A 20,931-nucleotide genomic window follows, 5' to 3' on the forward strand; every position below is an offset into this window, starting at 1 on the left:
TGCTTTACTCCGCCTTGTCTCGTGGTTTGATGACCGCCTGTACGCGACTTTTCCCGGGGCCATTCCCATCGCCCACCACATTGAGGGTTTCGGAGTTTTGCTGGTACACAATTTTGTTGCCGGTGATGGATTCGGTCAGCTGACCGTTCGAACTTTTTTGAAGATTGGCTTGACCGGTCAATGTGACCACCGAGCTGGCACCGTCCAGTTCAATCAGGTTGGCGGTTCCGTTGATGAGCAGCACCTCACTGGGTTTGGTCGAATCCCGCTGTTGCTTGAACCGCGCTGGTGAGCCTTCAATCGTGGCATGTTGGGTGCCATCTTTGGTTTCCCGCAGGGTCAGTTTGTCGCCTCGAACGACCAGACTGCCGCGGGTAAGCAACACATTGCCCGTGAATACATTCACACTGGCTTTCTCGTTGTAATTCATCTGGTTGGCGTCGATGGTGGTCGGCTGTTTTTTGTCCGATTCCAAAGACCACGCAGTGGCACTGTACAGAAACAGTGACACCAGTGCCCACGCCATCGGTATTGGGGGATGGTTCATGGCTTTGCCTCAATCCTGATTTTCACCGGGCCAACCGATTTGAGTTCGCCGGTGTTGTTGTTGAATTCCACGCCGTTGGCGACCATGTGCTGGCCTGGCCGGTCAATGGTGACTTGGTCACGGCTGCGAATCATTTGCTTGGGGTTGTCCATGACCAGGCTGTTGGATTTCAAGTAGGTCGTGACGCCGTCCCGTTCCGCTTGGACAGCAACCTGGTTGCGCAGCGTCAGTTGGTCTGTGTCCAGTTCGTATATGCCTTCCAGTGCCTGCCCCTGAACAGTGGTGCCCTTCGGTTCAAACTGCTCAATGTTGGGCCGCGTGATGTTCCACACATTGCCTTGAGGAATGTGCTCCGCGGACTTGCTGCGAATGTGCGAGTAACGGTCGAGCGCCAGGTCTTGGGTTTGAACCGTGAAGTTGCGCAGGTAATAGTCGGCAACCGTGGGATCTTTTTGGCCGTGCGTGTTGAACAAACTGAGTTCTGTTTGCATGGCATACCAGTATGAGCTGGCTGCCAGCAGGAATGTCAGCAGCAGCGGAATGAACTGGGACAGAACGCCAGCGAAGGACCGGATCAAACTCATGCGCCCATCCATGGGTTGATGTACCCAGCCTGGTGGCTGAGGATAAAATCACACAGCTCGCGCACCGCACCCTGCCCCGTGGGGCGGGTATTCAACCAATGGGCCACGGCTTTCATCGGTTCAGGGGAATGGGGGGTGGTGCAGGCCAGCCCCACGGATTTCAGCACGGGGTAGTCGGGCCAGTCGTCCCCAAAAAAAGCACACTGCGACCATTCCAGCCCCAGTTCTTGACGGATCTTGTCCAGCGCGTCCAGCTTGGTTTTGCACCCCTGAACCAGCGAATGGATGCCCAAGTCGCGCGCACGCTTTTCGACAATCAGGCTGGAGCGGGCAGTGATCCACACCACTTTAACCCCGTGGTCCATCAGCAGACGCAAACCTTGTCCGTCAAACACGGAAAACCGTTTCATCACTTCGCCGTCATTGCCGAAATACAACCCACCGTCGGTGAGTGTGCCGTCCACATCGAGGCCCAGCAGGCGGATGTTGCCAGCGGCTTGCGCAGCGGTTTGACGGGCTTGGTCCATGGCCATGCTTACACCACCTTGGCTTCGAAGAGGTCGTGGAAATTGAGTGCACCAACCACACGGCGTTCAGCATCGGTCACCACCACCTGGCTGATGTGGTTCACTTCCATCATGCGGACTGCTTCAACAGCCAGTTTGTCGGGCGAAATCGACCGGGGGTTTGCACTCATGACTTCCGAGACGATCAAGCCCCGCAGGTCCAGCCCTTGCTCAATCAAGCGGCGCAGGTCACCGTCGGTGAACACGCCCAGCAGGGTTTTGTTGGCGTCGACCACCGCGGTCATGCCCAGTCCTTTTTTGGTGATTTCCAAAATGGCACTGGAAATGGAGGCGCTCGGTGTCACCATGGGCACGCGGTCGCCCTGGCGCATCACATCGCGCACATGGGTCAACAGCTTTCGACCCAGGCTGCCGCCCGGGTGTGACAGGGCAAAATCTTCCTCGGTAAACCCCCGGGCTTTCAACACCACCACAGCCAGGGCATCGCCCATGGCCAACGCAGCGGTTGTGCTGGCGGTGGGCGCCAGGTTCAGGGGGCAGGCTTCTTTTTCAACGCTGCAATCCAGCACCAAATCAGCCTGGCGGGCCAGTGTGGAATCCATTTTGCCGGTCATGGCCACAATCTTTGCGCCGCGCCGAGCAATCGCCGGGATCACCGCCACCAGTTCTTCAGTTTGCCCGGAGTTGGACAGGGCCAACACCACATCATCGGCGGTGATCATGCCCAAATCGCCGTGTGAGGCTTCGGTGGCGTGAACAAAAAAGGAGGGTGTGCCGGTGCTGGCCAATGTGGCGGCAATTTTTTGGGCAATCAAGCCCGATTTGCCCACACCAATCAGAATGACCCGACCCTTGCAATCCAGTATGGCTTGCACTGCTGCTGAAAACTGCCCATTCAGTTTGGGCACCAGGGCCGAGATGGCTTGGGCTTCAATGTCCAGCGCTTCCTTGGCTTTGGCCAAAAAGTCGGTGTGATGGGCTGGATTCGGCAGGTCTGGCATGGTGGTCCCTGTTAGACTCAAGCAAGGCGGGTATTGTGATGGCGTCGTTTTAGCGGCAGTATAGCAAAGCCCGTGCCAATTCTCTTCCCGAACTTTGCATTCAACGTGCCCAACGCTCTCGAGCTCTCGCTGATTCTTATGCTGGTCGCCGTTCTGGCGGTGTCCCTCTTCAAGCACTGGAAGTTGCCAGCAATGCTGGGTTATTTGTTTGCCGGCACCTTGATCGGACCTTTCTCCCTGGGGATTGTTCCCGATGTTCCCGAGACCCGACACCTGGCCGAGTTTGGCGTGGTGTTCCTGATGTTTTCGATTGGTCTGGAGTTTAGTCTCCCCAAACTGCATGCCATGCGCCGTGTGGTGTTTGGCTTGGGTTTGGCGCAGGTGTCGCTCACCATTCTGGGCGTAATGGTGCTGGGCTGGTTGTTGAACTGGGTTTTCAATGTGTCCATGGCCACTGCATTTGTGTTGGCGGGTGCGGCCGCCATGTCATCCACCGCGATTGTGAGCAAACTGCTGGCCGAGCGGCTTGAATTGGACTCCGCCCATGGTCGCCAAATCATGGGCATTTTGCTCTTCCAGGACTTGGCGGTGGTGCCACTGCTCATCATCATTCCTGCCTTGGCGGAAGATGCCAGCCACCTGCCGAAAACCTTGAGTTTGGCCATGGTGAAGGCGGCGCTGGTACTGGGTTTGATGCTGGTGTTTGGACAGCGCATGATGAACTGGTGGATGACCTTCGTGGCCCGGAGCAAGTCCCAGGAACTGTTTGTTCTCAACGTGCTGCTCATTACGCTGGGTCTGGCCTGGCTGACCGAGCTGGCCGAATTGTCGCTGGCACTGGGCGCCTTTGTGGCGGGCATTCTGATTGCTGAAACCCAATACAAACACCAGGTGGAAGAGGACATCAAGCCGTTTCGCGACGTGTTGCTGGGTTTGTTCTTTGTGACCACGGGCATGTTGCTCAACCCGGCGGTGGTGATCAAAAACTGGTACTGGGTTATTTTGCTGTCGGTCATTCCTGTGGTGGCCAAGCTGGTCTTGATTGCGGCTTTGGCCCGGGTTTTTGGGGCGAACACGGGCACAGCGATGCGCACCGGTATTTATTTGGCACAGGCGGGTGAGTTTGGTTTTGTGCTGTTGTCCAACGCCGGCTCTGCGGGGTTTGGTTTGGTGCCCGACCCCTGGTTGCAAACCATCACGGCCAGCATGGTGTTGTCGATGTTGGCGGCGCCTTTCATGATCCAGCATGCCGATCGCATGGTGCTGCGGTTTTCAAGCCAGGAATGGCTTCAGCGTTCCCTGGAGCTTCACCAGATTGCACAAAAAAGCCTGTCGACCAGCAAACATGTGCTGGTGTGCGGGTTTGGGCGCAGTGGGCAACACTTGGCGCGCCTGCTGGATCGCGAAGACCTGAGCTATGTGGCTTTGGATTTGGACCCAGACCGCATTCGGGAGGCCACAGCCGCTGGTGATTCGGTGGTGTTTGGCGATGCTGCCAAGCGAGAAACCCTGGTGGCAGCTGGATTGATGCGCGCAAGTTGTGTGGTGGTGACGTTTGCGGAAACCAAAACCGCTGAAAAGGTGTTGATGGCGGTGCGCCAGCTGGCACCGGCGGTTCCGGTCATTGTGCGAACCACCGACGAAAGTGATCTGGAGCGACTCACCGCCGCGGGTGCCACAGAGGTGGTTCCTGAAATTCTGGAGGGCAGTTTGATGCTGGGCTCACAGGCGCTGATGATTCTGGGCGTGCCGGTTTCGCGGGTGGTCAAGCAAATTCGGAATATTCGTGAATCGCGCTATCAAATGTTTCGGGGGGTGTTTCGCGGTGTGGATGATGAAGCCGACACCCCTGAGAACCAGTGGGTGCGCCTGCACTCGGTGATTATTGAGCCCGGTGCAACCGGGGTGGGACGATCGTTGTCGGAGTTGGGTCTCTTAGACCTTGGGGTCGAGGTGAATGCCATACGCCGGCGGGGCATTCGGGGTGGAGACCCATCGCCCGATACCCGGTTGGAAAGCGGGGACATTTTGGTGTTGAAGGGCCAGCCTGATGCACTCAGCCTGGCCGAAGCAAAAATTCTGGGGCGCAAGCCAAGCCGGCAGGATGTCTAGCGCCCCACCGTTGAGCGCGTCACCCCTCAGCGCAGCAAATACAGTGCGCCGCACTGCACTTCGGTTTTCTCATTCCAAAATCCGCCTGTGGTGCATGCAGCCACATCGGCATTCAGCACCTGTATGGTGCCTTTCAAGGGGTTGCCGTCGTCCAGTTTGCGGTCGATTTCTGCCAATTGGCGCACCGGGGCCTGGTCAGCAAACAGCACTGCGGTTGCACCCTCGGGAGTGCTTGGGCCCTCCAGTGTGCTGCTGATCACCATCACCCCGCCAAATCGGCTCGCCATGCAGCTGGTTGGGCCGCAGGCGGCATCTGCCGCGGCGGGTGGCGAAAAGTCGCCTTGAATAAACCCTGCTTTCTGGAGTTGTGTGAAGACATGGCCTTCTTCTTCGCTGCCCTCGATTCGACCATTGCCATCGCCCCCGGTGGTGCCCAGGCCTGCAGCGTCAGCCGCCGTAAAGTCACCGGGCAAGGCGCCATAGCGGCTTTGAAAGGCGACCATGGCTGTTTCCAGACTGGCCAAATCACTGATGACGGATTGCACTTTGGCGCTGCCAATCAATTCACGGCCTTTGAGAATGCCCCCTGCAAGAATGGCCAATACAGCCAATGCGATGGACAATTCCAGCAGTGAAAAGCCGGCAGACAGCGTGGGGCGTGAGGTGTTTTTCATGGTGTGTCGATTCCGTGGTGTGAATGGTTTAGAGGTTATTGGCATGGGTAACGTGGCGCAGGCGTCAGTTCACTGCGGTTTGGGCTGCGGCACCGCCTGACAGCCAGCCGCCTTGCAGCCACAGCCAGAACAGACGGTCGTAGGACAACCACACCAGCGCCGAGCCCGTTGAAGATGGCGGCACAATGAACTGGTGCTGACGCAGTGCGTTGTCCAAACCCGACGGTTCGGGTTGAGGAAGAACAACCAGCACCGCGCTTTCGCTCAAGGTTGGCAAGTTGCCGCAACCCCAAGACTGAACAGGTGGAGGGGCTGCTGCGGTTTGCTGGCACAGGTGCAGCGCAGGCAAGGGGCCTTGCCCCACAGCCAAGTTGACAGTGGGCGGATTGAAAATGATTTCGGACAGTTGTTGTGGTGACAGAAATTGAAAAGGCTGCCCACGCAGCAGCGAGCCTGATGCTGGTGCACCGGCCGAGGCCAAATCGGCCACAACCATGCGTAGCTTGAATGGTGTGGATAACCCCAGACTTTGTGACGGGAACCAGCCACTCGTGCTGGCGCACAGCCCAGCCTGCCGCAACTCCGGGCCGTCGGCTTGTTCTGCGGGGCACGGCAAACGACCATGGGTGAGTACAAAAGCCTCCAGCGCCTCCTGCAGTCCACGGTTCTGTTGCTGTCTTTTCATTTCGATGTCATTGGCTTGCTGGCTGGCCGTCAAACGAATCAGAGGGCCCAGTAGCATGCCCAGCACCAGCAGGGCCAATGCGGTCTCAACCAGGGTAAAGCCTCGGACGCTCTTCATGGATTGGTCATGGTGGCTGTCCATCCGTGTTCTCCGTGAACCATTTGTATGCGGGTTAATTGACCAAGAACCGAGGCTGGCCAGGTGAATTCGCAGTCGCAGGCCTCTGCCCCCGGGCTTGTTGGGCACCATGGTTTTTGCCCCGGGTTGCAGGGCCGGTTGCTGCCCGCCTCCGGTGCATAGCGGCTAACAGGCCATCGACTGTTCAGGCCTGCAGGGCCTTTGAACATACAACTTGAGGTGCTGCTGCTGATGCAATGAAACAAGGTGCTTCCATCAGGCTCAAGTTGTGAGCCTGAACATCCCGTTGAGCCTGCGCAGGTTTGCATGGACACCCAATGGGCTTGCTGTGCACAGCCGCAGGTGCAGCGGGTTTTGGTGCAATGGCACTGGCAGCCAGAGTTTTGGGGTTGCCAGCGGTCTGGCATGTTGGAGATGGTCAAGTTTTCGTGAGTTTGCGGCACCCAGGAATGGCTGGCAGCCACCTGGGTTTGATTGGCAATCCACCGCCTAACGGTAAACAAGGCTTGCTCCCGGACGACAGTCTGCAAAGCGCGCTCTAGCTCAGCCTGACTCAACAACAAGTAGGGCGGTTGAACAGTCCACTGGTCGGGCCCATCCACCTGAATATTGGCAGCCACAACTGCCGATATCCCGGTGTGTGTGCCCTCAGGTGTACGGATGGTCAGCGTTGGCAAATCAAAATTGACCCATTGGCTCCACCCCAGTGGGTTGGGTTGCACCAATTGTGCCGACACACCGTAATGCCACTGAATTGGACGCATCGGTGAATTGGGCACTGCTGTATGCCCCAATGCACTGCCCAGGTAGTTCACTTTGATCACAGCCGTGGTCGGCCAAAAGCCAACCCGTTTGTCGGTGCAAACCACCAAGGGCTGACCGCCGGGCGATGCGGCAGGACAAGGCAAATGGCCCGGTTGGGTCAGGGTGTTGATGCCTTGCCGGCTGGCAAAGTTCAGCAGGGTCTGCTGGATGGTTTGCAATTGCAAACGCGTATTGGCCTTGCGCTGGAAACTGGCCACATGCTGCGTGTGCTGGATGGTCCAAAAACCGGCCGTGGATGCCACCAGCAATGCGAGGAAAATGATGGTGCCCATCAGTGCTTGACCTCGGGCCTGGCTCCGGGTGAGCATTGTCCTCATGGGCGTTTCCCTGGGGCCAACCAGTTGTGTTTTTTTGCGTCGTAATGGCGCTTGCCTTGTTGGGTATCCACCCAGCCCTGTTGGCGCACAGCGTCATTGTTTTCCTGGTTGTTGATCAGTTGTGTACTGGAAACAGGCTCATGGCGTGAGCCTGACTGGACATCACGAACAGCCTTGAATACTGCGGGTGAAACGTCCAATGCTTGCCAAGGTGCACTGGTCGTGCTGCCCACTGGCGCCTCGCTGGGTACACATTGAATGCGAACAACATTCGCATCGGGTTTCAGGGTGCATCGGCCCGATGAAACGCGGTGTTGTGCCATCCAGTTGAAGGTGCTCGACCAGGCTGCGCTTTCTGTGTCCTGTTGTTCGCGGAAAATGAATACCGGGACCGGTTTGGCGAAGGTCTGTCGCTTGGGCGGAAAGCGATTGGGGGCTGCTGCCGGTTGTATTGCACGATTGGGCGTCGGCGGTTGGTCCGTGATGAGCAAAGTGCCAACACCACCCGCGCACAGGGTGATGAGCACGGTGGCAACGTGGTTGCTCGCACGGTGTTGATGCACCAGTCGCCCCAAGGGTGAGGTGGGCGTCATGGTTGCACCCCGCTTGGGTTTGCAGCGTTGGCGGGTGTGCAGACCACGGCGCCTGCAGCTTCGGTGCACCCCTTCGGAAGCCGGCGGGGAATGCGATCCAACTGCACAATGCTCGTGGTCGGAACGCCGTCTTTCCAGTCAAACTCAACCGATTCGATGTGCTTTTTGCCACGGGCACCGAATGCCTCCAGTTGTCCCTTCCAGCCTTGCCAATCGGATGTTGATGGTGGCTGCTTGGGCGTTTGTATTTGGTTGTTTGGCGGGGATTTGGCTGTAAGTTGTGATGCTCTGACGGGTTGCTGGCCTTGCATCTGTTGTGCGGCGGAGCCCATCCAAATACCCAACACTGCGATGGTTGCCAGCACAGTGCGAAGCGGCCACTGTTTGCGCGACAACAACACCTGCCGGGTATTGAACCGAATCCAGGCCAAGCGCGTGGGTGGCCACTGGTTCAGTCCCTGAGCCCATTGTTCAAAGACAGGGTGTTCGTGACCCAGCAGTTGGACGTATTCCGCACTGTCTGGGCCTGACCTGTAATGGCTTTCGCAGACCACGCGAATGCCCGCGGGGTAATGCTGGAGGGACTCGATTAACCCTGCCAACGCCGGCGAATGGTCTACCGCATGCCAACGAACCGGGCTTTGCCGAACGGTGCACCACCGTGGGGTGCCCTGTGCGGTGCAAGGTTCGTCCGGCAGGTTGATCAGCACCAGCGTGGAGGGCATGGTCAGGCTATTCAGGTGCTCTGCAGAACCCAAAAAATCAGTCCACAGTTGGGCTGAATGCGCTTGCCACCCCTGGTTGGTCGGTTCAAGCCGCTGGATTTGCCAGGCTGTGTTTTGTGTTGTTCGGGACACCCACCAACAGTCCATTGGAATACTCATGGCATTTGTCCCAATTGTTGGTACAAGGGTGCCAGGGTGGTTTGGTAGGCCAACAGAATAATCATGGCGGCCAAACCCAAAGCCAGCGGTGAGAGCCAGGCCATGACACGTTGGCGTCGTTGCTGTGCCATGACCTGGTGAATTCGCGCGCACAGGCCAAAGCATTGGTGGAGGTTGCCACTGTGTTCAGCGATGCTGCCCTGCCGGATTAGAAACTGAGGTGCCTGTGCCTGTTTCAGGGCGTTGGATAACGAGTTGCCCCGTTGCAGGCTGCGAAGAAGGTGGTGATTGAACTCCGCCAAGGCTTTTTCCATGGCGGACCGTACCCGCAATGGCCGATTCAGCACGCGGAGCAAGTCGATGCCCGCTTCCAGTTCGCAGGCCATGGTGAAAAAATGTTGTTGAACCTGCAGTGCTGGGCGGATGCGCCAACGCCCCAGGTGGCGACTGAAGCCTGCTGTGGCGTGTTGCTGGTTCTGTTGCCGAAAGCCCAGGCCCAATAGCGCAACCAAAAGCCCCGCCACCAGCAATGCGGTGGGCAGGTCCAGCTGCACGGGTGCTGCCGTGAACCCCACCGTGTTGGCCAGTAATACCCACAACCCCAATGCGCTGGCCAGCACCAAAGCTGGGTAGCTCAAGGTTTGGAGCAGTCCTTGTCGAAACTGATATGCCAACTGCCATTCCTGACTTTGCCTTGCCAACGCCTGACCCCAATCGCCCTGAACCTGGGCACACCGAATCGCCAGTTGCAAGGGCTCAGGGAAGGTGTTGAGTCGGTTCGAAAAGGCCTGTTCGGGCGCCATGCCTTGCTGGAGGGCGTCCAGGCTGGGGCGCAGTAGTCGCGGCAATGGGGTGTGTTTTCCGTCCTGGGCCATCAATTCGACACTCAGCTCCAGGGCTTCCAGCGCACTCAGGCCGGTTTGGCAGAGTTCAGCCCATTGGCGCATCCAGTCAATCCAGGCCGTATCGGGCACCCGGCGATTCAGCCATGTCATGACGTGCGGTCCTCGCGGTTATTCAAAATTTGATGAAGGTCGGACAACCGCTGGCAATCCAATAGTTCGGCTCGGTCCACTGCCGTGAAATCCATCAATTGAGCGATGGGTCGCCTTTGGCCCGGATTGCTCTCGCAGGGTCGAAGCTGTTGGGCCAACACCCCGTTCAAGCAGTTCAACAGGCTGGGCAGGGGAACACTCAATTCCATCAAACGGTAAAGCGCGCCCAGGCAATCCGGCGCATGGACAGAGGCCAACACCCGATGACCAGTCAGTGCCGCATGCAGGGTCAGGTGAGCGGTTTCAATGTCCCGAATCTCGCCGATCAGGATGGTGTCCGGGTCTTGCCGCATGAGTGAACGCAGGCCCGCGGCGGCATCCAGTTGAGGTAGACGCGAAAGGTCGGTTTGCAAGGCCCTGGGGTGAATGACCTCCACGGGTTCTTCCAGTGTCACCAGTCGACCGGCCAGTTCGCCCAATTCATGCAGAATGGCATGCAGCGTGGTTGATTTTCCCGCACCGGTAGCCCCAGCCACCAGCAGCAGTCCATGTTCCAGCTTGCTCAATGTGCGAAGTTGCTCGGCCAATGTCGCAGGGAAGCGTAGGTCATCAAGCCGCTGGGCTTTGTGGGTGTTGAGTAGCCGAATGACGAGGCTTTCACCGTGCATGCCAGGGTGGGTGGCCAGTCGAACGTCCAGGCCCAGGTAACTCAGCCGCCCGTCTTGCGGACGGCGGCTTTCTGCAATGTTCATGTTGCAGGCCGCCTTAAATGTTTGAATCAGGATGCGGGCCGTGTCGGTTGCCAGTGTGTGCCAATCGCCGATGGCGCCGGCAATTCGCAGGCTGGCGCAATAGTGGCCATCACCCGCCGTCAAATGCAGGTCCGAGGCGCCACGGTTGTTTGCATGGGTCAACACCGCACCCCATGCCGAGTGCAGCGCCGTCTGGAACGGGCTTTCGATCTCCATCATGGCTGTGGGGTGGGCAAGGGGGGTGACGCACCGCCCAGCGATTGGGCTGCCAACAAAGGCAGTCGGCAGACCTGCTGCACACAACGCGCCCGTGCCGCTTGCAAGGCTTCTTCAGCCTGCGCATCGAGGCCCTGTTGTCGGGCCAGCAGAGACAAATTGAACCAAGGCTCGGGCGCTTCCGGATAGTGCGTGGTCAGCAAACGCATCAGCCGTGTGGCCCGTACCGTGTCACCTTGTTGCCCCAAAAACAGACCGAACCGCAGGCTTTGGGCAAACTCAGGGTCCATGGTGCTTGCCTGGTTTGAGACGCCCTGGCCAGGCGAGCCCAGCACCGTGGCTTTGAGCAGTACCACCAGTTCAATCTGGTTGTTGCTGCGGCGCTGGCTTTGGGTCACTGGGTCGAGAACATCCGGACTGCCTGGAATACCTCGGTCCAGACTGTTGAGTTCCTGCTGGCGAAGACCGCCCAGCAAAGCCATTTCCCCGTCCCGCAGTTTAAGCACAGACTCCAGCTCACGCGTCTGGATTTCAGGCACCTGGCTGACAATGTTCAGTTGTCGAAGGGCCGGGTTTGGGTCTTGAACAAACCCCACAATGCGGCTCAAGGTCGGTCGAACCCGAAGCTGAACAGCATTGTTGTCGGCAATTTGAGGCGTCACAGTCATCAAAAAGCCCACGGGCACCGTTTGAACCTGCGTGTTGAAGGTAGAGAAGGCGGGGCTGCTTTGCGTGGGGGCGCTGGTTTGAACGTCGGTGGTGAAGTACACGCGGTTGTCGATGACCTTCAGAACCGATGGTTGTTGATTCATGGCCACAATGCGGGGCGATGACAACACCGATGCCTTGCCAAACTCTTCCAGCAGCCTCAACACCACACTGGACTCCGAGTTTGATCCGGTTCGGCTGGCGCTGAAGGTGAGCACCGGGTTGACCGTGTTCAAGCCTTGAACGAGCAAGCCGGCGCGGGTGCCTGAATCTTTGAGCAGATTCCAGTCGATGCCCCGTTCAAACCGGTCGTTCAGCGTGATTTCCGTGATGACGGCCTCCAGAACGACTTGCCGGTCCAGCCGCTGCTGAAGCAAGGCGAGCCATTGCGCCACCCGGGCGTGTTGCGAGGGTTTGGCCAGCACCGCCACCGTGCCGGACTCTGGGTTGACGATCACGCGCCCCGAGCGCACTTCACGCCGAGTGGTGGTGACTTCCCGTTGGTTGCTGTTGCTGCTGCTGGCGGTTCGGCGTGGGTTGAGGAATCGGCTTCGGTTTGAATCCTTGTTGCTTTCGAAAGCGCGGTCTTTGTCTTCTTCCCGAGTACGTTCCTGCGTGGAAAATTCCTGAGGGCGAATTTGAGCCTGAATGAGCTGCTCGATTTCCGCTGTTAGTTTTTCCCACACATTGTTGTCCTGTTCGTTCAAGAGTGTGAGGTCAGACCGATTGCCGCTTTCCCGCCGCTCGCCGGGTTGAACAGCTTGATTGGCCACGGCAGAGCTCAGTCGTGAGCTGTCGCTCATCTGCCGTGCAATCGAGAGATAGTCCAGTTTGTACAGGCGCAACTCATCCTTGTCGCAACGCAATTTCAGTTGCCCTTTCTCCAGTGTCACCACGGCGTCGGTTTGTTCGCCGAGCAAAGCCATCAGCTCGCTCAAGGGCAAATCCCGCCCCACCAGGCTCACCAGCCGTGCCCCGCATTCGTCGAAGCTGTAGCCCATGCGCATGTCTTGTGCCACCAGCTCCAGCACATGGCTGGCTGGCAAGTTTTCAATACGAAGGTTCAGTGGGTGGTCGAGTGTCGGGTTGTGTTCAAGGGGTTGGTGAGCCGGTTCGGCGACCCAAAGGCTCAGTGGCTGCGCTGTCGTGGTTTGAGGCGCACGTGCATCCGGCAAGGGGTAGGTTGGTGTTGTTGAACTGCAGGCCATCAAGGTCAGCGGCAGAAATGCCAGTGCCAGGTGGCCATGTGCGCGAAAGTTCATAGAACCTTAATGTTTCACCGGGAAAAGCGCGATTGTAGGTAAATGTGTTGCGGGGCCCCGAACCCTGGTCATACCAGGGAGGTGATGGTGTCGCTTTTAGGGGGCGTTGGGCCGCGTTTGCAGGTGCTTACTGAACCGGCGTTCAGTCTCTTCGGGTTAGAATATCCAATTGCGATAAAAAAACAGCAGGGGCGCCCAGATGGGCTTTGTAGCAGAACTCAATCAGGTGGATTTTGGTTACGGCGACCGCCTTATCCTCAAAGACATCACCCTTCGGATACCCAAAGGGAAGGTGGTGTCGGTGATGGGTGGGTCTGGCTCGGGCAAAACAACCCTGCTTCGGCTGATGTGCGGGCAATACCCCGTCAATCGCGGCGAAGTGAGTGTGCTCGGGCAAAACATTGTGCGTGCGTCCACCAAGGACCTCTACGCCTTCCGCAAGCGGATTGGCGTGTTGTTCCAGTTCGGAGCCCTGTTCACCGATTTGTCCGTGTTCGACAACGTGGCTTTCCCGCTGCGCGAGCACACCAATCTGCCCGAGTCGGCCATTCGTGACCTTGTGTTGCTCAAATTGCACGCCGTGGGGCTTCGCGGTGCATCTCACCTCATGCCCTCGGAAATTTCCGGCGGGATGAGTCGCCGTGTTGCGCTGGCCCGCGCTGTGGCGCTCGACCCGGAGCTGATTTTTTACGATGAGCCCTTCGCAGGTCTGGATCCCATCTCTTTGGGCATCACGGCCAACCTGATTCGCACGCTGAACGACGCGCTGGGTGCCACTTCGGTGGTGGTGACGCACGACATTCACGAATCCTTTGCCATCAGTGACTATGTGATTGTGATCGCCAACGGCAAGGTGCTGGCCGAGGGCACGCCAGCAGAGGTCAGCGAAAACACCGACCCGTATGTTCAACAGTTCATCCAGGGGTTGCCGGAGGGGCCTGTGAAATTCCACTACCCGGCCACCGATCTGCTGGAGGACTTCGCATGAGCCCCGTCGCATTGGTCTCCGGTGTTGGCGCCGGCGTTCGGTCCAGCATCACTGGTTTGGGTCAGTTTGCACGTTTGGTGGTTCAGTTGTTCATGCTGTTGCCAAAAGCCATCCTGCGACCGCGCCTCATCATTGACCAAATCCACTTCATCGGCAATTACTCGCTGGTCATCATCGTGGTGTCTGGTTTGTTCGTGGGGTTTGTATTGGGCTTGCAGGGCTACTACACCCTGAACCGTTACGGTGCAGAGCAAGCTTTGGGCTTGTTGGTGGCGCTGTCGCTGGTGCGCGAGTTGGGGCCGGTTGTGTCCGGCCTATTGTTTGCAGGCCGCGCAGGCACATCGCTGACCGCTGAAATTGGCCTGATGAAAGCCGGTGAGCAACTGACAGCCATGGAGATGATGGCCGTCGACCCCAAGGCCCGCATTCTCGCCCCGCGCTGGGTGGCTGGACTGATTTCCATGCCCTTGTTGGCGGCGTTGTTCAGCGCCGTGGGCGTTGTGGGTGGTTACGTGGTGGGGGTGTTGTTGATTGGTGTGGACTCCGGTGCGTTTTGGTCTCAAATGCAAGCGGGCGTCGATTTTCAAAACGACATTCTCAACGGTGTGATTAAAAGCGTGGTGTTTGGTGTCGCTGTTAACGCGATTGCGCTGTTCCAAGGGTATGAGTGTCAGCCAACGCCCGAGGGCGTGTCTCGTGCCACGACCCGAACAGTGGTGATTTCCTCTCTCACCATTCTTGGCTTGGACTTCATTTTGACCGCGCTGATGTTCAGCGTGTGATTGGCAATTTTTAAAAGCGGACAGATTGATGAAAAAGAGTGCAGTGGATTTCTGGGTTGGCCTTTTCGTATTGATCGGCGCTTTGGCCCTGGTGTTTCTGGCCCTGAAAGCGGGCAACCTCAGCTCATTTTCAACCGGCGCACAGTACCGGGTGTTGGCAGAGTTCGACAACATTGGTGGGCTGAAGCCCCGCGCGCCCGTAAAAAGTGCGGGCGTGGTGGTTGGTCGGGTGGCCAACATCACGCTGGACCCGGTGACTTTCCGGGCCGTGGTTGCGATTGATCTCGAGGAAGGCTTCAAGTTTCCAAAGGATTCTTCGGCGAAAATTTTGACGTCTGGCTTGCTGGGCGAGCAGTACATCGGTGTCGAGCCCGGTGGTGACGAAGACAATTTGACAGCGGGGCAGAAGTTTGCCCGAACGCAGTCTGCGGTGGTGCTGGAAAACCTGATCAGCCAGTTCCTGTACAGCAAAGCATCCGAGCCGGCGCCTGCCGCCGGTGCTGCCGGTACAACCAATCAATAAGACAGGGCTTTGTGGGAGTTACTTGTGCGCTATTCAATTCAAAAACTGGTGTTGGTGTTGACCGTGCTGGGGTTGGCGGCCGGCTGTTCAACCCTGCGTGCACCTTCCCCCGCAGACCCTTTTGAGGGTTTTAACCGCGGTGTCAGTTCATTCAACGAGGGCGTTGACACGGTTGTGTTAAAGCCTTTGGCCAAAGGCTATAACGCAGTGACTGCACCTGAGGTTCGCACCGTGGTCGGCAATTTCTTCTCCAACCTGGAAGACATTGCAGTGGCTTTTAATAACCTGTTGCAGGGCAAGCCCAAAGAGGCTGGTGGTGACATCAGCCGATTCGCATTGAATTCCACGATTGGTATTTTTGGTCTGGTTGATGTGGCGTCCGAGTTGGGCTTTCAAAAGCACGACGAGGATTTTGGTCAAACCTTGGGCGTGTGGGGTGTTGGTTCCGGGCCGTATCTGGTTCTTCCCTTGTTGGGCCCCAGCACGTTGCGAGATGCCAGCGGCAAAGTGGTGGATGCACCTTTGAACCCGCTGCGCTACCACGATGATGTGAGTGAACGAAACTCATTGATCTTCCTGAATTTGGTGGACAAGCGCGCCCGCCTGTTGCCAGCAACCGACCTGGTCGACCGCGTGGCGTTGGACAAATACGCCTTTGTTCGAGATGCCTACCTGGCGCGTCGGGCCAGCCAGATTCGCGATGGCGCTCCCGACCCCAATGACAAGGCACCCAGCGATGATGGCGACGAGAGCAGCCTGATGATGGAGCCTCATCCACCGTTTAAAGCGGCGCTTGACGTGTTCAAGCCGCTGGATATGAATGCACAGACATTCGAACTGCCGGGCGGTTTGGCGCAAAGCGCCCGAGCCAAAGCCGCTTTGGGCTTGGATGCTTCCGAGCCAGCCATCCATTGAGGTCAACACGGTGTTGTTTCGCCGCGTTGTAGATAAGTCACTGTAGTAAACACGGGAACATTATGAAAAATGCAGTAAAAGTGTGGTTTTTGGGCATGTTGTTGGGCACAGCTGGCTTCGGTTTCGCACCAGCCGCTGTTGCGGATGATGTGCAGGCCAACGAATTTGTTGAGAAGTTCAGCAACGAAGTGCTGACTGAAATCAAGGCGCGCAAGAAAGAGTTGGTGGCCGACCCTGCCAAGCTGGACGCCTTGATTGATCAAAAGGTCATGCCCAATGTGAACTTCCGCAAAATGACGCAGTTGGTGGTGGGCGCACCTTGGCGTGCTGCCACCCCGGCCCAGCGGGATGCGATTGTTGAGCAGTTCAAGATTCTGTTGACCAAAACCTACGCCGGTGCCTTGTCCCAGGTGGGTGATCAAACCCTGAAAGTGGACAAGCTGCGTGCCCGTCCCGAGGACACCGACGTGGTGGTCAACAGCCAGGTGTTGCGCAAGGACGGCCCCCCGGTCGACCTGGCCTACCGGGTTGAAAAGAAAGACGGCAAATGGAAAATTTATGACCTGAGCGTGTTGGGCTTGTGGTTGGTGGATTCCTACAAGGCCCAATTTCAGCCCATCATCAACCAGTCGGGCGTGGATGGCTTGATTTCCAGCTTGAAGGCCAAAAACGGTCAGGGTTGAGATGAAAATTTCTGCAGACACCATCACCGTGCGCAACGGTGAGCAGATCATCGACGAGGTCACCAAGGCTGTGGCGGCGGGCGATCGTGTGCTGGACTTCTCCAATGTGAAGCACATCGATTCCACCGCCCTGGCGGTGGTGCTGGCCGCGAAGCGGGTGGCTTCGAAGGGTGGTGCTCAAACTGACAAAACCCTCCAACTTCAACACGCGCCAACCCAGTTGCAAAGTTTGGTGGCGGCCTACGGGGTACAATCGCTGTTCCTGTGAATCTGCAGCGCTCAACCAGGGCGCGCAAGGCTGTGTCAGTACCATCATGTCTCTTGCACTAGAGCTCAGCTCGGTATCCAAATATTTCGGTCAGTTTCGCTCGCTTCACGAGGTGTCGCTCACCGTGGAGCAGGGTGAGTTTTTTGCATTGTTGGGCCCCAACGGGGCTGGCAAAACAACGCTTATCAACATCATTGCCGGTTTGAGCAAGCCCACGCAGGGTTCAGCCAAGGTGATGGGGTTTGATGTGCAAACCCAGTTCCGGGATGCCCGCCGCAGCATTGGCATTGTTCCGCAGGAACTGGTGTTCGACCCGTTTTTCTCGGTGCGGGAAACCTTGCGGTTTCAGTCTGGCTACTTTGGCTTGCCCAACAACGACGACTGGATTGACGAGCTGCTGAGCTCGCTCGGCTTGGCCGACAAAGCGGACAACAACATGCGTACCCTGTCTGGCGGCATGAAGCGCCGCGTGATGGTGGCCCAAGCCCTGGTGCACAAGCCGCCTGTGATTGTGCTGGACGAGCCCACGGCTGGTGTGGATGTTGAATTGCGCCAAACCCTGTGGAAATTTATCTCGGGTTTGAATGCCAAGGGCCACACCATTTTGCTCACCACCCATTATCTGGAAGAGGCCGAAACCCTGTGCAACCGCATCGCCATGCTGAAAAAAGGCGAGATATTGACAGTGGACACCACGCCCAACCTGTTGAACAAGCACGCCAGCCAAACCCTCGCGCTGCACATCAATGGGGTGTTGCCAGCCACTCTGGACAATCGTGTGCTGAAAAGCAGCGTGGTGGACGGGCGTTACACCCTGGCCTTGTCGCGCCCAGCCGAGATTGAAGACATTCTGGCCGCCTGCCGAAAAGACCACCTGGATGTGCTGGAATGCACCATTGAAAAGCCAGACCTTGAAGAGGTGTTTGTGCAGTTGATGAGTGGGGGTTCGAAATGACTGGCTGGAAAACCCTGTTCAAAAAAGAAGTGCTGCGCTTTTGGAAGGTCAGCTTCCAGACTGTGTTGGCACCCGTGGTGACTGCACTGTTGTACCTCATGATTTTCAGCCACGTGCTGGACGGCAAGGTGGAGCCTTACCCGGGTGTGGGCTATGCAGCCTTTCTCGTGCCTGGTTTGGTCATGATGTCGGTGTTGCAAAATGCCTTTGCCAACTCATCCTCCAGCCTCATTCAATCCAAAATCACCGGCAACCTGGTGTTTGTGCTGCTGCCCCCTTTGTCGCATTTCGAGTTTTTTAGCGCCTATGTGTTGGCGTCCATGGTGCGTGGCGTGGCGGTGGGCTTGGGTGTGTTGGCGGTGACAGTGGCGTTTGTGGGCCTGCACATGGCCCACCCGGGTTGGATTTTGGTTCACGCGGTGGTTGGCTCGGCGTTGCTGGGCACCATGGGCGTGATTGCTGGCATTTGGGCGGAAAAGTTCGACCAACTGGCTGCGTTCCAGAACTTCATCATCATGCCCGCCACCTTCCTCTCGGGCGTGTTCTATTCCATTCACTCCCTGCCGGGCGTGTGGCAAACGGTGTCGCATTTCAACCCGTTTTTCTACCTCATTGATGGCTTTCGATACGGCTTTTTTGGGGTGAGCGACGTCAGCCCCTGGTTCAGTTTGGGCGTCGGCATGGTGGCTTGGGCAATTTTGACCACGATTGCGCTGCGCATGGTCGTCTCCGGCTACAAATTGAGGGGATAATAATGCCGTTGAATCAATCAGATAGGAATTGCCATGTTGTTGCCTGAAACGGTGCGCGGTTACATCGCGCAGGGTCTGGACTGCGATCACCTGGAAGTCAGTGGTGATGGCCAGCACTTTGAAGCCGTGATTGTGGCCAAAGCATTTGAGGGGCTGCGCGCCGTGCAGCGACATCAGAAGGTTTACGCAGTACTGGGAGACCGGATGCGTGAAGAAATCCACGCCCTGTCCATGAAAACGCTGACGCCCGCCGAGTGGGCGCAGAACGCTTAAAACAACACGTACACGAAAGGACAACCCCTTCCATGGATTCGTTTCTGATCAAGGGCGGCAAGCCCTTGCACGGCGAAGTGGCCATTTCTGGCGCCAAAAACGCAGCGCTGCCCATTCTCTGCGCCAGCTTGCTGACGGCCGAACCGGTGCAGGTGCACAACGTACCGCGCCTTCGGGACATCAACACCTGCCTGCGTTTGCTGGGCTCACTGGGTGTCCAATGCTTCTGGCACGGCGAAAACAGCCTGGCACTGCGCGCCGAGGAAATCACGGAACCTGTGGCCAGCTACGACCTGGTGAAAACCATGCGGGCCAGCATTTTGGTGCTGGGCCCCTTGTTGGCCCGTTTTGGCGAGGCCTCGGTCAGTTTGCCCGGTGGTTGCGCCATTGGTCAGCGCCCGGTGGACCAGCACATCAAAGGCCTGCAGGCCATGGGTGCTGAAATCCACATTGAAAAAGGCTACATCCATGCCAAAGCCAAACGCCTGAAAGGCGCGCGCATCGTGACCGACATGGTTACCGTAACCGGTACAGAAAACCTCATGATGGCTGCCGCGCTGGCCGAAGGCACCACCATCATTGAAAACGCTGCCCGCGAGCCTGAAGTGGTGGACCTCGGCAACATGCTGGTGAAAATGGGCGCACACATTGAAGGCATCGGCACCGACACGCTGACCATTCATGGGGTAAAGCGCCTGAACGGTTGCACCCACACCGTGATGCCAGACCGCATCGAGGCAGGCACCTTCCTGTGTGCCGTGGCGGCTTGCGGCGGTGACATCACCCTGCACAATGCCGATGCACCCAGCATGGACGCCACACTGGAAAAGCTGCGCAATGCCGGCTTGCAGATTGATGTGGATGGCAGCAGCATTCGCGCCATCATGGACGGTCGGCCAAAGGCGGTGGGTGCGCGCACAGCGCCGTTCCCGGGTTTTGCCACCGACATGCAGGCTCAACTAATGGCCGTTAACTGCGTGGCCGAGGGCACGTCGGTCATCAACGAGACGATTTTCGAAAACCGGTTCATGCATGTGCAGGAGCTGGTCCGTCTGGGTGCCAACATTGAAATTGAAGGCCACACAGCGGTAGTGAAGGGCGTTCCCAAGCTGGAGGGCGCCCAGGTGATGGCCACCGATTTGCGTGCGTCGGCAGGCTTGGTGATTGCCGGTTTGGTGGCCGCGGATGAAACCCGCATTGACCGGATTTATCACCTGGACCGCGGGTATGACAGAATGGAAGAGAAACTGCGCAAACTGGGCGCTGATGTAAAGCGAGTGGCGGAATGATTACCCTGGCATTGTCCAAAGGCCGAATTTTTGAAGAAACCATGCCCTTGCTGGAAAAAGCGGGCATTGTGCCGACCGAAGACCCCGAAAAATCCAGAAAGCTGATCATTGGCACCAACCAGCCGGATGTGCGCATCATCATTGTGCGGGCCACCGACGTGCCCACCTATGTGCAGCATGGCGCGGCAGACCTCGGTGTGGCCGGTAAGGATGTGCTCATTGAACATTCGGGCGCTGGTTTGTACCAACCCATGGACTTGAACATTGCCAAATGCCGCTTGTGCGTGGCCGCGCCCGAAGGCTTTGATTACCAGAGCGCCGTGAAGCAGGGTGCCCGTTTGCGGATTGCCACCAAATACGTGAACAGTGCCCGTGAACACTTCGCCAACCGGGGCGTGCATGTGGACCTCATCAAGCTGTACGGCTCCATGGAGCTGGCACCGTTGGTGGGTTTGGCCGATGCGATTGTGGATTTGGTCTCGACTGGCTCAACCCTGCGTGCCAACAAGCTGGTCGAAGTCGAGGAGATTTGTGATATTTCGTCGCGATTGGTGGTGAACCGCGCGGCGTTGAAAATGAAAGTGGAGCGTTTGCAGCCCATTCTCGACGTGTTCGCACAGGCTGTCAGTTGAGCGTCAAACGTTTCAAACACACTGTTGCAAAGCCGTTGTAGTACCCAGTAG

At 57.7% G+C, this 20,931-nt stretch carries 24 protein-coding genes; 12 read left to right on the forward strand and 12 right to left on the reverse strand.

The window, feature by feature from the left end:
- Window positions 1-4: 4 nt before the first annotated feature.
- Genes lptA through VGE55_RS01445 form a run of 4 tightly spaced genes read right to left on the reverse strand, consistent with a single transcriptional unit; the run spans window position 5 to window position 2,659 of the window.
- Window positions 5-547, reverse strand: a complete 543-nt coding sequence (gene lptA, locus VGE55_RS01430) for a lipopolysaccharide transport periplasmic protein LptA (protein WP_331129961.1) — start codon at window positions 545-547, stop codon at window positions 5-7.
- Window positions 544-1,131, reverse strand: a complete 588-nt coding sequence (lptC, locus tag VGE55_RS01435; protein ID WP_331129962.1) for an LPS export ABC transporter periplasmic protein LptC — start codon at window positions 1,129-1,131, stop codon at window positions 544-546. Before lptC ends, lptA begins: the two co-directional genes overlap by 4 nt.
- Window positions 1,128-1,664, reverse strand: coding sequence for an HAD-IIIA family hydrolase (locus VGE55_RS01440; RefSeq protein ID WP_331129963.1), 537 nt, complete (start codon window positions 1,662-1,664; stop codon window positions 1,128-1,130). Before VGE55_RS01440 ends, lptC begins: the two co-directional genes overlap by 4 nt.
- 2 nt (window positions 1,665-1,666) lie before the next feature.
- Window positions 1,667-2,659, reverse strand: coding sequence for a KpsF/GutQ family sugar-phosphate isomerase (locus tag VGE55_RS01445; protein ID WP_331129964.1), 993 nt, complete (start codon window positions 2,657-2,659; stop codon window positions 1,667-1,669).
- 138 nt (window positions 2,660-2,797) lie between these two features.
- Between VGE55_RS01445 and VGE55_RS01450 the strand changes: the two genes are divergently transcribed.
- Complete coding sequence (locus VGE55_RS01450; protein ID WP_331129965.1) at window positions 2,798-4,771, forward strand: monovalent cation:proton antiporter-2 (CPA2) family protein; 1,974 nt, start codon at window positions 2,798-2,800, stop codon at window positions 4,769-4,771.
- A 26-nt stretch (window positions 4,772-4,797) separates the two neighbouring features.
- Here VGE55_RS01450 and VGE55_RS01455 read toward each other — a convergent pair whose 3' ends face one another.
- The 8 genes from VGE55_RS01455 to VGE55_RS01490 form a co-directional block, all read right to left on the reverse strand.
- A complete protein-coding gene (locus VGE55_RS01455; RefSeq protein ID WP_331129966.1) occupies window positions 4,798-5,445 on the reverse strand; it encodes a prepilin-type N-terminal cleavage/methylation domain-containing protein in 648 nt (215 codons plus the stop codon).
- Window positions 5,446-5,509: 64 nt separating this feature from the next.
- Window positions 5,510-6,247, reverse strand: a complete 738-nt coding sequence (locus VGE55_RS01460; RefSeq protein ID WP_331129967.1) for a prepilin-type N-terminal cleavage/methylation domain-containing protein — start codon at window positions 6,245-6,247, stop codon at window positions 5,510-5,512.
- Entirely contained in the window at window positions 6,244-7,365 is a 1,122-nt protein-coding gene (locus tag VGE55_RS01465) for a hypothetical protein (RefSeq protein ID WP_331129968.1), read from the reverse strand. Before VGE55_RS01465 ends, VGE55_RS01460 begins: the two co-directional genes overlap by 4 nt.
- Window positions 7,366-7,406: 41 nt before the next feature.
- Window positions 7,407-8,003, reverse strand: coding sequence for a hypothetical protein (locus VGE55_RS01470; protein WP_331129969.1), 597 nt, complete (start codon window positions 8,001-8,003; stop codon window positions 7,407-7,409).
- Window positions 8,000-8,887 (reverse strand): hypothetical protein, encoded by an 888-nt coding sequence (locus VGE55_RS01475; protein ID WP_331129970.1) that lies wholly within the window; start codon window positions 8,885-8,887, stop codon window positions 8,000-8,002. Before VGE55_RS01475 ends, VGE55_RS01470 begins: the two co-directional genes overlap by 4 nt.
- Window positions 8,884-9,882, reverse strand: a complete 999-nt coding sequence (locus VGE55_RS01480) for a type II secretion system F family protein (protein ID WP_331129971.1) — start codon at window positions 9,880-9,882, stop codon at window positions 8,884-8,886. Before VGE55_RS01480 ends, VGE55_RS01475 begins: the two co-directional genes overlap by 4 nt.
- Entirely contained in the window at window positions 9,879-10,853 is a 975-nt protein-coding gene (locus tag VGE55_RS01485; protein ID WP_331129972.1) for an ATPase, T2SS/T4P/T4SS family, read from the reverse strand. Before VGE55_RS01485 ends, VGE55_RS01480 begins: the two co-directional genes overlap by 4 nt.
- On the reverse strand, window positions 10,850-12,820 hold the full coding sequence (locus VGE55_RS01490) for a hypothetical protein (protein ID WP_331129973.1): 1,971 nt from the start codon (window positions 12,818-12,820) through the stop codon (window positions 10,850-10,852). Before VGE55_RS01490 ends, VGE55_RS01485 begins: the two co-directional genes overlap by 4 nt.
- Before the next feature lie 199 nt (window positions 12,821-13,019).
- On the opposite strand from VGE55_RS01490, the gene VGE55_RS01495 reads away from it, so the two are divergent.
- The 11 genes from VGE55_RS01495 to hisG all read left to right on the forward strand — a co-directional run bounded on the left by VGE55_RS01495 (window position 13,020) and on the right by hisG (window position 20,880).
- A complete protein-coding gene (locus tag VGE55_RS01495; protein ID WP_331129974.1) occupies window positions 13,020-13,808 on the forward strand; it encodes an ABC transporter ATP-binding protein in 789 nt (262 codons plus the stop codon).
- Entirely contained in the window at window positions 13,805-14,590 is a 786-nt protein-coding gene (mlaE, locus tag VGE55_RS01500; RefSeq protein WP_331129975.1) for a lipid asymmetry maintenance ABC transporter permease subunit MlaE, read from the forward strand. The genes VGE55_RS01495 and mlaE overlap by 4 nt, the downstream gene beginning before the upstream one ends.
- 28 nt (window positions 14,591-14,618) lie before the next feature.
- Window positions 14,619-15,113 carry an outer membrane lipid asymmetry maintenance protein MlaD gene (gene mlaD, locus VGE55_RS01505; protein ID WP_331129976.1) on the forward strand — a complete coding sequence of 165 codons (495 nt, stop codon included), beginning with the start codon at window positions 14,619-14,621 and terminating at the stop codon, window positions 15,111-15,113.
- A gap of 24 nt (window positions 15,114-15,137) precedes the next feature.
- Window positions 15,138-16,028 (forward strand): VacJ family lipoprotein, encoded by an 891-nt coding sequence (locus tag VGE55_RS01510; RefSeq protein ID WP_331129977.1) that lies wholly within the window; start codon window positions 15,138-15,140, stop codon window positions 16,026-16,028.
- Between the two features lie 62 nt (window positions 16,029-16,090).
- Window positions 16,091-16,711 carry an ABC transporter substrate-binding protein gene (locus VGE55_RS01515; RefSeq protein WP_331129978.1) on the forward strand — a complete coding sequence of 207 codons (621 nt, stop codon included), beginning with the start codon at window positions 16,091-16,093 and terminating at the stop codon, window positions 16,709-16,711.
- Between the two features lies 1 nt (window position 16,712).
- A complete protein-coding gene (locus VGE55_RS01520; RefSeq protein ID WP_331129979.1) occupies window positions 16,713-16,979 on the forward strand; it encodes an STAS domain-containing protein in 267 nt (88 codons plus the stop codon).
- A 46-nt stretch (window positions 16,980-17,025) separates the two neighbouring features.
- A complete protein-coding gene (locus VGE55_RS01525) occupies window positions 17,026-17,934 on the forward strand; it encodes an ABC transporter ATP-binding protein (protein ID WP_331129980.1) in 909 nt (302 codons plus the stop codon).
- A complete protein-coding gene (locus VGE55_RS01530) occupies window positions 17,931-18,686 on the forward strand; it encodes an ABC transporter permease (protein ID WP_331129981.1) in 756 nt (251 codons plus the stop codon). Before VGE55_RS01525 ends, VGE55_RS01530 begins: the two co-directional genes overlap by 4 nt.
- Before the next feature lie 33 nt (window positions 18,687-18,719).
- The gene (locus tag VGE55_RS01535) at window positions 18,720-18,959 is read left to right on the forward strand and encodes a BolA family protein (protein WP_256765267.1); all 240 of its coding nucleotides are present in this window, start codon (window positions 18,720-18,722) and stop codon (window positions 18,957-18,959) included.
- Window positions 18,960-18,991: 32 nt separating this feature from the next.
- Window positions 18,992-20,248, forward strand: coding sequence for a UDP-N-acetylglucosamine 1-carboxyvinyltransferase (gene murA / locus VGE55_RS01540; protein ID WP_331129982.1), 1,257 nt, complete (start codon window positions 18,992-18,994; stop codon window positions 20,246-20,248).
- Window positions 20,245-20,880 (forward strand): ATP phosphoribosyltransferase, encoded by a 636-nt coding sequence (hisG, locus tag VGE55_RS01545; RefSeq protein ID WP_331129983.1) that lies wholly within the window; start codon window positions 20,245-20,247, stop codon window positions 20,878-20,880. The genes murA and hisG overlap by 4 nt, the downstream gene beginning before the upstream one ends.
- Window positions 20,881-20,931 lie beyond the last annotated feature (51 nt).

The sequence above is a fragment of the Limnobacter sp. genome, from assembly GCF_036405155.1.
Classification (GTDB): domain Bacteria; phylum Pseudomonadota; class Gammaproteobacteria; order Burkholderiales; family Burkholderiaceae_B; genus Limnobacter.